Annotated in this window: 11 protein-coding genes; 6 read left to right on the forward strand and 5 right to left on the reverse strand. The window is 68.6% G+C overall.

Translation table 11 applies throughout. From position 1 onward, the window contains the following. The first annotated feature begins 91 nt into the window (after positions 1 to 91). On the forward strand, positions 92 to 1,192 hold the full coding sequence (gene dnaN, locus BMW51_RS11380; protein WP_093006468.1) for a DNA polymerase III subunit beta: 1,101 nt from the start codon (positions 92 to 94) through the stop codon (positions 1,190 to 1,192). A gap of 85 nt (positions 1,193 to 1,277) precedes the next feature. On the opposite strand, the gene pheT is transcribed toward dnaN, so the two are convergent. After that, entirely contained in the window at positions 1,278 to 3,674 is a 2,397-nt protein-coding gene (pheT, locus tag BMW51_RS11385; protein WP_093006470.1) for a phenylalanine--tRNA ligase subunit beta, read from the reverse strand. A 54-nt stretch (positions 3,675 to 3,728) separates the two neighbouring features. Next, positions 3,729 to 4,892 (reverse strand): phenylalanine--tRNA ligase subunit alpha, encoded by a 1,164-nt coding sequence (gene pheS, locus BMW51_RS11390; RefSeq protein WP_093006848.1) that lies wholly within the window; start codon positions 4,890 to 4,892, stop codon positions 3,729 to 3,731. Positions 4,893 to 5,008: 116 nt separating this feature from the next. Between pheS and crtY the strand changes: the two genes are divergently transcribed. The 5 genes from crtY to BMW51_RS11415 are packed head-to-tail and all read left to right on the forward strand — an operon-like array spanning position 5,009 to position 10,012. Further along, on the forward strand, positions 5,009 to 6,166 hold the full coding sequence (gene crtY / locus BMW51_RS11395; RefSeq protein WP_093006472.1) for a lycopene beta-cyclase CrtY: 1,158 nt from the start codon (positions 5,009 to 5,011) through the stop codon (positions 6,164 to 6,166). After that, positions 6,163 to 7,656, forward strand: a complete 1,494-nt coding sequence (locus BMW51_RS11400; RefSeq protein ID WP_093006474.1) for a phytoene desaturase — start codon at positions 6,163 to 6,165, stop codon at positions 7,654 to 7,656. Before crtY ends, BMW51_RS11400 begins: the two co-directional genes overlap by 4 nt. A 52-nt stretch (positions 7,657 to 7,708) precedes the next feature. After that, complete coding sequence (locus BMW51_RS11405) at positions 7,709 to 8,290, forward strand: LOG family protein (RefSeq protein WP_093006476.1); 582 nt, start codon at positions 7,709 to 7,711, stop codon at positions 8,288 to 8,290. Continuing rightward, positions 8,287 to 9,240: a phytoene/squalene synthase family protein gene (locus BMW51_RS11410; protein ID WP_177171639.1), complete on the forward strand. Its 954-nt coding sequence runs from the start codon at positions 8,287 to 8,289 to the stop codon at positions 9,238 to 9,240. Before BMW51_RS11405 ends, BMW51_RS11410 begins: the two co-directional genes overlap by 4 nt. A 52-nt stretch (positions 9,241 to 9,292) precedes the next feature. Next, complete coding sequence (locus tag BMW51_RS11415; RefSeq protein WP_093006852.1) at positions 9,293 to 10,012, forward strand: polysaccharide deacetylase family protein; 720 nt, start codon at positions 9,293 to 9,295, stop codon at positions 10,010 to 10,012. Here the strand turns inward: BMW51_RS11415 and BMW51_RS11420 are convergent. Genes BMW51_RS11420 through BMW51_RS11430 form a run of 3 tightly spaced genes read right to left on the reverse strand, consistent with a single transcriptional unit; the run spans position 9,988 to position 12,636 of the window. Continuing rightward, positions 9,988 to 11,175, reverse strand: coding sequence for a glycosyltransferase (locus tag BMW51_RS11420; protein ID WP_093006478.1), 1,188 nt, complete (start codon positions 11,173 to 11,175; stop codon positions 9,988 to 9,990). The two genes, BMW51_RS11415 and BMW51_RS11420, sit on opposite strands and share 25 nt — an antisense overlap. A 4-nt stretch (positions 11,176 to 11,179) precedes the next feature. Beyond that, on the reverse strand, positions 11,180 to 11,701 hold the full coding sequence (locus BMW51_RS11425) for a DUF2141 domain-containing protein (protein ID WP_093006480.1): 522 nt from the start codon (positions 11,699 to 11,701) through the stop codon (positions 11,180 to 11,182). Next, positions 11,674 to 12,636, reverse strand: coding sequence for a hypothetical protein (locus tag BMW51_RS11430; protein WP_093006482.1), 963 nt, complete (start codon positions 12,634 to 12,636; stop codon positions 11,674 to 11,676). Before BMW51_RS11430 ends, BMW51_RS11425 begins: the two co-directional genes overlap by 28 nt. Positions 12,637 to 12,653 lie beyond the last annotated feature (17 nt).

The following is a 12,653-nucleotide window of genomic DNA, read 5'->3' on the forward strand; positions in this document are numbered from 1 at the left end:
CGGCCGTTTTCTTTTGGCTAGGAAACGATGGCCATATCGCCCCCGGTCGAGACCTGCGCTGGTCGAGGCTCGCGGGCCGGGGGAATCACGAATGAAGGCGACGATCGAACGCGCAACGCTCCTCAAGGGGCTCAGCCACGTGCAGTCCGTGGTGGAGCGGCGCAACACCATCCCGATCCTGTCCAACGTGCTGATCGAGGCGGTAGAAGGCTCGCTGCGGCTGATGGCGACCGACCTCGATCTCCAGATCAACGACAGCGTTCCCGCCGCGGTCGACCAGCAGGGATCGATCACCGTATCGGCGCACACCTTGTTCGACATTGCGCGCAAGCTGCCCGAGGGCGCGCAGGTGTCGCTGTCGGCTGCCGACGGCCGCATGGCGATCGTCGCGGGTCGCGCGCGGTTCAGCCTCGGCACGTTGCCGCGCGACGATTTTCCGGTGATCGCGGAAGGGGAACTGCCGACCAGCTTCGAACTGCCGGCCGAAACGCTCAAGCAGATCATCGACAAAACGCGCTTCGCGATCTCGACCGAAGAAACGCGCTATTATCTGAACGGCATCTTCCTGCACCTGTCGGACGACGTGCTGAAAGCCGCGGCGACCGATGGCCACCGCCTCGCGCGCGTGACGGTCGCGAAGCCCGAGGGGTCGGACGGGATGCCCGACGTGATCGTGCCGCGCAAATGTATCGCCGAGCTGCGTAAGCTGCTCGACGAGGTCGATGGCTCGGTCGGGGTGTCCTTGTCCTCGACCAAGATTCGCTTCGATCTGGGCAGCGCGATCCTGACCTCGAAGCTGATCGACGGCACCTTCCCCGATTACAGCCGCGTCATCCCGACCGCGAACGACAAGATCCTGAAACTTGATCCCAAGAGCTTCATGGAGGGCGTCGACCGCGTATCCACCATCGCGACGGAGAAGACGCGCGCGGTGAAGATGGGGCTCGACCGCGATCGTATAACGCTGTCGGTGACGAGCCCGGAGAACGGCACTGCGGCGGAGGAAGTCCCCGGCGACTATACCTCGGCGCCGTTCGAGATCGGTTTTAACAGCCGCTACCTGCTCGACATTCTGGGGCAGATCGACAGCGACTTGGTCGAGGTTCACCTCGCCGACGCCGCCGCGCCGACGCTGATCCGCGAGAACGACAAGTCGCCCGCACTGTACGTGCTCATGCCGATGCGGGTGTGATCTTCAGTCTAACCGGGCGCACCCGCGTCCGATCGCGATTGCCGTAGTTCAGGACGGGCGGGCGCATCGGCACCCGCCCGCTCTTTTATCCGCGCAACGTCGCGCCCTGCTTCGCCGCCGCCGCGACGACCTTGTCGCTGATCGCCTTCAACTCGGCGTCGGTGAAGCTCTTCTCACCCGGCTGGAGCACGATCTCCAGCGCGACCGATTTGGTGCCCGGCTCGACGCCCGCGCCGGTGAACACGTCGAACACGCGCGCGGACACGATCGACGCCTTGTCCGCACCCTTCACCGCGCGGGTCAGCGCGTCGGCGCTGACACCTTCCGGCACCACGAACGCGAAATCGCGACGTACCTGCTGGAGCGCGGGCGGCGCGTAAGGAGTGCGCATGAAACCAGAAGCGCCACGCTTCGCCGGGATCGCATCGAGGTACAGCTCGACCGCGGCGACCGAACCCGCAAGGTCGAAAGCCTTCAAGGTGCGCGGGTGGAGCATCCCGAAGGCGGCGAGCACCGTCTTCGGGCCGAGCCTGAGCGTGCCCGACTGCCCCGGATGCCACGCCTCGCCCGACCAGACGCCGTCCGCGCCCATCACCTGCAGATTGTCGACCGGCGCGCCCGCGGCGGCGAGCAGCGCCAGCGCCTCCGCCTTGGCATCGAACGCGTCGAACGCCGCCGCCTTGCCGGTCCGCCAGCCGCGCGTGTGCGCATTGCCCGCCAACACCAGCCCCAGCGTCGCGCGCTCGTCCGCCGCGCCGTCCTTCCCGCCCGCGAGGTAACGACGACCGAGCTCGAACAGCCGCACGCCCTCCGCGCCGCGCTTGAGGTTGCGCTCGGCGGCCGAGAGCAACCCGGGCAGCAGCGATGGGCGCATCACCTTCAATTCCTCGCTGATCGGGTTGGCGAGCGTCCAGGCGCCGCCGCCGAACGCCGCCGCGGCATCCTCCGACACGAAGCTCCACGTCACCGCCTCGTCCAGCCCGCGCGCGGCGGCGGCGCGGCGGACGCGGCGCTCCAGCTTCTGCGTCGGCGTGGCGGTCGGTGTCGCGACGCCCGCCGGGCGCGCGAGCGGGACGGAAGGGACGTTGTCGATGCCCTCGATGCGAATGACTTCCTCGACCAGATCGGCGCTGCCGTCGATGTCGGGACGCCAGGTCGGCACCGTCACCTGCCAGTCGTCATCAACGGTGAAGCCGAGCGAGGTCAGGATCGCACGCTGCCGCTCGGGCGCGACCGCGAGTCCGCCGAGCGTCTCCGCGCGTGCGGGATCATAGGCGTAGCGGCGCGGCTCCAGCGGCGGCTCACCGACGCGGGTGACCTCGCTTGGGCAACCGCCGCACAGCTCGACCACCATCCGCGTCGCGATCGCGAGCCCGTCGTCGAGAAAGGCAGGGTCGACCCCGCGCTCGAACCGGGTGCGCGCGTCGCTGCTGAGTTGCAACGCCTGTCCGGTGCGCGCGATGGCGTCGGGGTCGAAGTAGGCGCACTCGATCAGCACGTCGGTCGTGTCCGCGGTGACGCCCGAGTACTCGCCGCCCATCACGCCGCCGATGTCGTGGACCGCGGCGTCGTCGGCGATGACGGTCATGCCGGCGCGAAGGTGGTAGGTGCGGCCGTTGAGTGCCAGCACCTCCTCGCCGTCCTTCGCCGCGCGCGCGACCAGCGCGCCGCTTAGCTTCGCGCGATCGTAGACGTGTAGCGGACGGCCAAGGTCGATCATCACGTAGTTGGTCACGTCGACCAGCGCGCTGATCGGCTTCTGCCCGATGGCGGTCAGGCGGCGGCGCAGCCACTCGGGCGACTCGCCGTTCTTCACCCCCGACACGCCCTGCGCGTAAAAGGCGCGGCAGCCCTCGGCGTCGTCGATCCGCACGTCGGGACCCGCACCCTCGCCCGCGACCGCGCACGCGTCGAGCGGCTTCAAGCTGCCGAGCCCCGCGGCGGCTAGATCGCGCGCGATCCCGCGCACGCCCATGCAGTCGGGGCGGTTGGGCGTTACCGACACGTCGATCACCGGATCGTCGAGCTGCGCGTAACTGGCGAAGTCGGTGCCGACGGTTGCGTCGCCTGGCAGCTCGATGATCCCGTCGTGATCCTCGCCGAGCTCGAGCTCGCGGGTCGAGCACATCATGCCGTTCGACTCGACCCCGCGGATCGCGGCGACGCGCAGCACCATGCCGTTCGCGGGCACGGTCGCGCCGGGCAGGCCGAAGACACCGACCAGCCCGGCGCGCGCGTTGGGCGCGCCGCACACGACCTGCAACGGGCCGTTTCCGGCATCAACCGACAGCACCTGCAACTTGTCCGCCTGCGGGTGACGCTCGGCGGTCAACACGCGCGCGATGCGGAACCCCGACAGGCGCTCGGCCGGGTTCTCGACGCCCTCGACCTCCAGCCCGACCCGCGTCAGCGCGCTCAGGATGTCGCCGAGCGACGCGTCGGTGTCGAGGTGATCCTTGAGCCAGGAAAGCGTGAACTTCATATCGAAAACTTCCGTGATCCCGCTTCGCGCGGGCCGAGAAAAGGAGTGTGAGCCTCAGGCGGTGCCGACGCCGCCCGACCCAACGCCCGCGGAAAGCGTCGGCACGTCGAGCGCGGCAAAGCCGTAATGCTTCAACCAGCGGATATCGCCCTCGAACACCGGACGCAGGTCGTCGATGCCGTATTTGAGCATCGCGAGCCGGTCGATCCCGCAACCAAACGCGAAGCCTTGCCACTCGTCAGGATCGAGCCCGCACGCTGCAATCACCTTGGGGTGGACCATGCCCGAGCCGAGCACCTCCATCCAGCCACCGCCCGGGCCGTTCGGGTCGCCCCCGATCACGCGCTTGCCCTTCTCCATCGTGAAGCCGACGTCGACCTCGGCCGAGGGTTCGGTGAACGGGAAATAGCTCGGGCGCAGGCGCAGCACGACGTCGTCGCGCTCGAAGAAGGCGCGCAGAAACGTCTCCAGCGTCCATTTCAGGTGGCCGAGCGTGATGCCCTTGTCGATCACCAGCCCCTCGATCTGGTGAAACATGGGCGTATGGGTCGCATCCCAGTCGGAGCGGTAGACGCGTCCCGGCGCGATGATGCGAAGCGGCGGCTTCTGCTGCATCATAGTGCGGATTTGGACGGGCGAGGTGTGGGTGCGCAGGACGAAGGGGGCTGCGCCACCGGCAGAGCCGGTGTCGTCGGACGAGGCGGTGCCCGCCTCGCCGGCCGCTCTCGCGGGACGCTCGAGGTAAAACGTATCCTGCATCGCGCGCGCGGGATGCGTGTCAGGGATGTTGAGCGCGCCGAAATTGTGCCAATCGTCTTCGATCTCCGGCCCGGTCGCGACCGCGAAGCCCAGGTCGGCGAAGATCTCGGCGAGTTCGTCCATGACCTGGCTGACCGGGTGGACGCTGCCCATCGGCAGCGTATCGACCGGCAGCGTCACGTCGATGCGCTCGGCGGCGAGCTTCGCCTCCAGCGCCACATTCTCCAGCACATCCTTGCGCGTCGCGAGCGCCTGGGTCACCGCCTCGCGCAGCCCGTGGATCGCCGGGCCCTGCACCAGCCGCTCGTCGGGCGACAATTTGCCCATCGTCTTCAACAGCGCGGTGACGCGGCCCTGTTTGCCCAGTGCCTCGACGCGGACGGCTTCCAGCGCTTCCAGCCCGGCGCAGGCGTCGATCGCGACGAGATAATGCGCCTTCATGTCTTCAATATCGCTCATGCCCTCCGCCGTCCCTGAGGTGGCGGCGGAAATCAAGCCCTGCGCGCCTCCGCCCGCCCCGACGGTGCCACGCTGGACCTTCCCGCTTGCCCGGCGATCGGCTAGGCCGGACGACAATGCCCTCCACCATCCTATGCGATGTCGCGATCGTCGGCGGCGGGCTCGCGGGTTCGCTGACCGCGCTCGCGCTTCACGCGCGCCGGCCCGACCTCGACGTGCGCGTGATCGAGGGCGGCACCGTGTTCGGCGGGCATCATCTATGGTCGTTCTTCGGTGCCGATGTGGTGAAACCGCACCGCCCGCTGATCGCGCCGATCGTCGCGCATGCCTGGCCCGATTACGACGTCCGCTTTCCCGCGCACGCGCGCACGCTGGCGCAACCCTATTACACCGTCCGCTCCGAGCGGCTCGACGCGCACGTCCGCGCAACACTGCCCGAGCTCGCGCTCATGACAGGGCGGAAAGTGCTGGCCTGCAGCGCCACTGCGGTGGTGATGGCGGATGGCGACCGCGTCGAGGCGCGCGGCGTGATCGACGCGCGCGGCGCGGGCGACCTCTCCACGCTCGAATGCGGCTGGCAGAAGTTCGTCGGGCAGGAACTGCGCGTCGCCGGCGGCCACAGCGTCACGCGCCCGGTCGTGATGGACGCGACGGTCGACCAGCACGACGGCTACCGCTTCGTCTACCTGCTGCCCTTTTCCGCCGAGACGCTGCTGGTCGAGGACACCTATTACAGCGACACGCCCGACCTCGATCGCGCCACCTTGCGCGACCGGATCGGCGACTATGCGCGCGCGGCCGGCTGGGGCGATCACGCGGTCGAGCGCGAGGAGCACGGCGTGCTCGCGGTCGTGCTCGGCGGTGACTTCGAGGCTTACTGGCGTTCGACCGGCAAAGTCGCGAAGGCGGGCGTGCGCGCCGGGCTGTTCCATCCGACGACGGGCTATTCCTTTCCCGATGCGGTCCGTTTCGCGCACCTGATCGCGGATGCGAACGACCTGTCTGGTGCCGCGCTGCACGATCTGACGCACGCGTACGCCGCGCGCGCCTGGGCGGAGCGCAAGTTCTACCGCATGCTCGACCTGATGCTGTTCAAGGCGGCCGAGCCGGCGGAGCGTTACCGCGTGCTGGAACGTTTCTATACCTTACGTCCCGGACTGGTGTCGCGTTTCTACGCCGCCCGTTCGACGACGCTCGACAAGATGCGCGTGCTTGCCGGCAAACCGCCGGTGCCGATCGGGCGCGCGATGGCTGCTTTGAAGGATGCATCATGACGCGTGCAGTGGTGATCGGCGCAGGCTTCGGCGGGCTCGCGCTCGCCATCCGGCTCCAGTCCGCCGGGGTCGAGACAACGATCCTAGAGTCTCGCGACAAGCCGGGCGGCCGAGCCTATTACTGGGAGCGCGACGGGTTCACCTTCGACGCCGGGCCGACCGTCATCACCGATCCGGCCTGCCTCGAGGAACTCTGGAATCTGTCAGGCAACCGCATGGCCGACGATGTCGTGCTGGAGCCAGTGCAGCCCTTCTACCGGCTCCACTGGCCCGACAGCACCAGTTTTGATTACACCAACAACGACGAGGTGCTGCGCGCCGAGATCGCCAAGCTCAACCCGGCCGATGTGGTGGGCTATGGCCGCTTCCTCGATTATTCCGCCGGCGTGTACCGCGAGGGTTACGAGAAGCTCGGCCACGTCGCCTTTCTCGATTTCGCATCGATGGTGAAGGCGGCGCCCGCGCTCGCCAAATATCAGGCGTGGCGCTCGGTCTACTCGATCGTGTCGAAGTTCGTCGAGAGCGAGAAGCTGCGGCAGGCGCTCAGCTTCCACACGTTGCTGGTCGGCGGCAATCCGATGACCACCAGTGCGATCTACGCGCTGATCCACAAGCTGGAGCGCGACGGCGGCGTCTGGTTCGCGCAAGGGGGCACCAACCGGCTGGTCGCCGGCATGGTCGCGCTGTTCGAGCGGCTGGGCGGTACGATCCGTCTGAACGACCCAGTATCGAAGATCGAGACGCTGGGCGACCGCGTCACCGCTGTCGAGACCGCGGGCGGGTACCGGCAGGAGGTCGATCAGATCGCCGCCAATGCCGACATCATGCACGTCTACCGCGACCTGCTCCCCGATTCGGGCGCCGCGCGGCGCACCGCGGAGAAGCTGGAGCGCAAGCGCTACTCGCCGTCTCTGTTCGTCGTCCATTTCGGCGTAACGGGCACGTGGCCGGGCATCCCGCACCACATGATCCTGTTCGGCCCGCGCTATAAGGGGCTGCTCGACGACATCTACGATCACGGCGTGCTGAGCGAGGATTTCTCGCTCTACCTCCACCACCCGACCGTTACCGATCCCAGTCTGGCGCCCGAGGGCCATTCGACGTTCTACGCGCTGGCGCCGGTGCCGCACATGGGCAAGTTCACCGGCGACTGGGAGACGGTCGCGCCGATCCTGGAGAAGCGCATCCTCGACGAGGTCGGGCGCCGGCTGATCCCCGACATCCACTCTCGTATCGTCACCAAGTTCAGCTACGCGCCGACCGACTTCCAGCACGATTTGAACGCGCATCTGGGCAGCGCCTTCAGCCTTGAGCCCGTGCTGACGCAGAGCGCGTATTTCCGCGTCCACAACCGCGATGACGCCATCTCGAACCTGTTCTTCACCGGCGCCGGCACGCACCCGGGTGCAGGAATACCCGGCGTGGTCGGCAGCGCCAAGGCGACCGCGGCGCTGATGCTGGAAGGATTCCGCACGCCGGTCGCGGCGTGAACGCCGCGCCTGACGGTTGTCGACCCGCCCCGCTTGGCCTAGCGGGGCGGGGATGAAGCGTCTCGCCGTTTACTGTGGCTCAGCCACTCCCGCCGACCCCTCTTACGTCCAGCTCGCGCGTCAAGTCGGCGAGGGACTTGCAAAGCGCCGCATCGGCCTAGTGTACGGCGGCGGACGGCTGGGGTTGATGGGCGCGGTAGCGGACGGCGCGCTGTCGGCGGGCGGCGAAGTGATCGGCATCATCCCGCAGGCGTTGGTTGACGCCGAGGTCGCGCACCGTGGCCTCTCCGAACTGCACGTCGTCACCGGCATGCACGAGCGCAAGCGCGCGTTCACCGACCTGTCCGACGGGTTCGTCACGCTGCCCGGTGGCACCGGCACGATGGACGAATTGTGGGAAGCGCTCAGCTGGGCGCAGCTCGGCTACCACGCCGATCCGGTGGGGCTGCTCAACGCCAATGGCTATTATGATCACCTGATCGCCTTCTGGGAAAAGATGGGCGAGGTCGGCTTCCTGCGCGCGCAGCACCGCGACCTGTTGATCGTCGCCGACACGTTCGACGCGTTGCTGGACCGGATGGCGGACCATCGCCCGACGCAGCCGATCGTGCGGATGGCGGCGGAGGACCTTTGAGCCAAAAGCCCGCGCTCCCTTCTTGCGACGCGATCGTCGCCGCGGCCGAGGAGTCGATCGCGCGCGGATCGAAAAGCTTCGGCGCCGCGTCGCGTCTGTTCGACCGCGAGACGCGCGAGCGCGCGTGGCTGCTCTACGCCTGGTGCCGCCGGTGCGACGACATCGTCGATGGGCAGGACCACGGCCACGGCATGCGTCGCGTCGCCGACGCGGAGGCGCGCGTCGCCGAGGTGCGCCGGCTGACCGACCGCGCGCTGGGCGGCGAGGTGATCGGCGATCCCGCATTCGACGCGCTCCGCATCGTCGCCGCCGAGGTCGGTCTGCCGCGCGGGCTCGCGCACGACCTGATCGACGGGTTTCAGCTCGACGCAGAGGAATGGCGCCCGCGCAGCGAGGCCGATCTCTACCGTTACTGCTACCACGTCGCCGGGGCGGTCGGGTGCATGATGGCGCTGGTCATGGGCGTATCGCCCGACGACGAGGCGACGCTCGATCGCGCCTGCGACCTGGGACTCGCGTTCCAGCTCGCCAATATCGCGCGCGACATCGAGGAAGATGACCGCGCCGGGCGCTGCTATTTGCCCGACGAGTGGCTGGCGGAAATGGACATACCGCCGGGCCAGCACATGAAGCCTCCGTTTCGCGACCGTCTGGTCGTGCTCGCGCGCCGGCTAGCTACCCGCGCCGAGTTGCACGAGGCGAGCGCGCGTGTCGGCACCAAGGCGCTGTCACGCCGGTCGGCCTGGGCGGTACTGGCGGCGGCGGGCATCTACGGCGACATCGCGCGCAAGGTGGCGACGCGCGGCCCCGCGGCGTGGGACCACCGCGTCACCACGAGCAAGTGGGAGAAACTGGCGTGGATCGCGCGCAGCTGGGTCGCGGCGCGCGGGCGCATGGCGATCCCCGACACACCGCGCCCGCCCGAATTGTGGACGCGCCCGCGTCGCTGATCCCCACGCGCGCTGCTGCGCCGTGCACTGCAATCGGCTACAGCTGCTCGCGATGAAACGCCTGCTCGCCTCGATCCACGACGTGTCGCCCCGCTTCGAGCGCGAGGTCGATCTGCTGCTCGCGCACCTGGCGCCGCACGTCGGCGAGCGGCTGGCGATGCTGGTCGTGCCCGATCACTGGGGCAGCGCGCCGCTCACGCCCGCATTCAAGGCGCAGCTGCGCGACTGGTCGGATCGCGGCATCGAGATGTTCGTCCACGGCTGGTTCCACCGCGACACCAGCGACCACGCCGGCGCCGCCGCGTTCAAGGCACGTCACATGACCGCGGGCGAGGGCGAATTCCTGGGGCTCGACCACGCCGATGCCTTGGCGCGGATGCAACGCGGCAAGGCGCTGGTCGAGGACACGATCGGGCGCGCGGCAGCCGGGTTCATCGCGCCGGCATGGCTTTATTCCGACGATGCGCGACGCGCGCTCGGCGACGCGGGCTTCGCGCTGGCGGAGGATCACGCGCGCGTGTGGCAGCCGAGCGGGCAGGTGCTCGCGCGCGGGCCGGTCATTACCTGGGCCAGCCGATCGCGTCCGCGCCAGCTCAGCTCGCTCGCCGCCGCCGCGCTGCTGCGCCGGGTGCTGCAGCCCGCGCGCACCGTCCGCGTCGCGGTTCATCCCGGCGACACGCGCGTGCCCGCGCTGATGCGCAGCATCACGCGGACGCTCGACGCCTTCCGCAACCACGCACCCGCCGCCTACGCCGATCTGCGCGCCTGTTGATCGCGCTCGGCGATGCGCCGCGCGTAGAAACTGACCAGATCGGCGACGTGCTGCTCGTCCGAGCCGACCTGCGCGGCGGCTTTTCTCGCCGCGGCGCGTAGCTCCGCCTGATCGCGCGCCAGCAGCCGCAGGATCGCGGCGGAACAGGCATAAGCGTCGCCTGCGCGGTACGTCTCGGCATAAGCGGGGGCGGCGACCTCGAACGCGCCGCCCTCGTCGGGCACGATCAGCGGCATGCCGCTCGCCAGCGCCTCGGACGCGACCAGCCCGAACGTCTCGTTCGACGCGCCGTGGATGAACGCGTCGGCGCTCGCCATGAAGGTCGCCAGCTGCGGGCGATCGTAGACCGGATGGTAGAGGCGGATATGCGGGCTGCTGCCGATATGGCGTTCGAGCGCCGCGGTATTTGGCCCCTGCCCCAGCATCATCATACCGACCGACGCGCGCGCGCCGGCGCGCTGGACCGCGTCGATCACCATCGGCCAGCGCTTCTCAGGGTGGTGGCGCCCGACCGCCAGCAGCAGGTGGGCGTCGGGCGGCAGGCCGCATTCCGCCAGCATCGAGGCTCGCAGGCTCTCGTCGCGCAGCGTGGGCGAGAAGCGGTGGCGGTCGATCCCGAGCGGAAACGCCGCATCGACGCGCACGCCGCGCGCGCGGTAACGCTTGAATAGCACCGACCCGTTGGTGACGACCGTGTCGTAGCGCGCGAAACAGCGGTCGAGATAGCGATTGTACCAGTCGAACGCGCGCTCGACCCGCTCGGGCGACGCGATCCGGCCGAACCAGCGCTTGGGGTAAGCGTCGAGATTGTCGTTGTGGAGAAACCAGCTCTTGAGCGCCGGCCCAGGCCAGTCAGCCACGATCCCGGCCGAGCGCCACGGCGAGCAATTCTCCACCACATCGGGTTGCAGCTCGTCGAGCAAGGCGTGGATCGGTGCGGCGTCCCAGAACAGCCCATAGTTGCGATCGATCGGAATTGTCGGCGATTTGACGTAGATGACACGCCCGCCGGTCGGCCGCTCCTCCACCCGCGTCGTGCGGCCTGGCGCGATCACGATCAGCTCGTGACCCTGGCGCGCCATGATCGCCAGCTTGGCGTCGACGTAGCTCTTCACGCCCCCGCCGGTCGGCGAGTAGAGCTCGTTCACCTCGACGATGCGCACGGGACTAGAACCCGAACCCGCCCAGCCCGCGCAGATATTGCGCGCGGATCACGGTCTGCGTGACGCCCGGCCCGACCTGGATCAGCGCGTCGGAGAGTTTGGGGCGCGAGCGGCCGATCTTGCGGTTGCCCGGAAAGCCCGCGCCGTCGCTCCAGAAATCGAACTTGCGCTTGCCGTCGCGGTCGTGGCCGAAGAACAGGGCGTAGCGGCCCGGACGCGGCACGCGGATGCACATGCGCGCGACATTGCTCGCCGGGGCGGCCACGGTGATGCGCCGGAACACCTTGCCCGCGGCGAGCAGCTTCTTGTCGTCCTCCAGGAAATCGGTCTCGTTGGCAGGATAGAGCTCGAGCTTGATCGTGCCGCGCGCGTCCTTCAGCCCCGTGATCGTCGCCAGGATCGCCGGACCCTGCCCACCGCTGCACGCCGGCGCGTCGGGCCCCAGCACCTGCGCGCTCGCCGACAATGCCGTGACGCTCGTCATTCCCGCCACTGCGATCAGCGCGCCTCGCCAGACCTTCGCCATCCCTTGACCCTTTCCCACACGTACCCGGCACCGAAGACACCGATCACGACGATATGCATCAGCAAGGTTGACGCCGCGGTGAACGCCATCAACTCCGACAGCGCGCGGTCGTGCCCGATGACCAGGATCGCGAAGTTGGCGAACAGCAGGTCCTTGTTGGGCAGGAACGGCAGGCGCGAGACGAGCTGCCGCCCCGCCATCAGGAATACCCACATCCACACCGACGCGCTCGGCATCGCGAAATGCCACGCCACCGCCAGCGCCACGCTGCTGATCGCGATGCGGTACATCGTCCAGCGATAGATCCACCACAATTGCCTGCGCGCCAGCGAGAAGACGATCGGCGACAGGAACAGCAATGCGCCGACCACGACGCCGGTCAGCCCGAGCGACCACAGCATCGCGCGCAGCACCGGCGGATCGATCAGCTTGTAGCCGAGCGGCAGCGCGACCGCGCCCAGCAGGATCGCGGCGGTGTTACCCGCCAAGCCCGACAACAGGCTGACATCCTTCACCGCGCCGAACGGCGCCGTCACCATCTTCAACCGCGCACGCGCCCAGGCGTAGAAATAAGCGTCGCCGGTCACACCGATCAGCAGGTCGTTGGCGACACGTTTCAGGTTCAGCGCGCCGAACGCGCTCGCCGGCACCCGCCACAATCGTCGAAAGATGATGAAGTCGACCACCGGCGTGGTAAAATAGGACAAGAGAAACAGCAGGTAGAACCAGCCGCTGCGCGGCAGCCTGTTGGTTAGGCCGCGTAGACCGTGGTCGAGCAGTTCCTGCGCCAGCCCGATCAGCATCACGCCCGTCAGCACCGTTGCCAAAACGCGCGGCCAGCGCGACCGCCGCCGCCGGATCGGCTCGAGTGTGCTCAGATGCGCCTCGTCCGTCGATGGACGGCCGGCATCGTTCCCGATCGTGCCCGCGGTCATTGCGCCGCGCCCTTGTC

The organism is Sphingomonas palmae (assembly GCF_900109565.1).
GTDB lineage: Bacteria > Pseudomonadota > Alphaproteobacteria > Sphingomonadales > Sphingomonadaceae > Sphingomonas > Sphingomonas palmae.

Coding starts and splice junctions, on each gene's coding strand:
- pheS (WP_093006848.1), bottom strand. CDS start 4,892: ATGAGCGATATTGAAGACATGAAGGCGCATTATCTCGTCGCGATCGAC.
- BMW51_RS11400 (WP_093006474.1), top strand. CDS start 6,163: ATGACGCGTGCAGTGGTGATCGGCGCAGGCTTCGGCGGGCTCGCGCTC.
- dnaN (WP_093006468.1), top strand. CDS start 92: ATGAAGGCGACGATCGAACGCGCAACGCTCCTCAAGGGGCTCAGCCAC.
- BMW51_RS11430 (WP_093006482.1), bottom strand. CDS start 12,636: ATGACCGCGGGCACGATCGGGAACGATGCCGGCCGTCCATCGACGGAC.
- BMW51_RS11425 (WP_093006480.1), bottom strand. CDS start 11,701: ATGGCGAAGGTCTGGCGAGGCGCGCTGATCGCAGTGGCGGGAATGACG.
- BMW51_RS11415 (WP_093006852.1), top strand. CDS start 9,293: ATGAAACGCCTGCTCGCCTCGATCCACGACGTGTCGCCCCGCTTCGAG.
- crtY (WP_093006472.1), top strand. CDS start 5,009: ATGCCCTCCACCATCCTATGCGATGTCGCGATCGTCGGCGGCGGGCTC.
- BMW51_RS11405 (WP_093006476.1), top strand. CDS start 7,709: ATGAAGCGTCTCGCCGTTTACTGTGGCTCAGCCACTCCCGCCGACCCC.
- pheT (WP_093006470.1), bottom strand. CDS start 3,674: ATGAAGTTCACGCTTTCCTGGCTCAAGGATCACCTCGACACCGACGCG.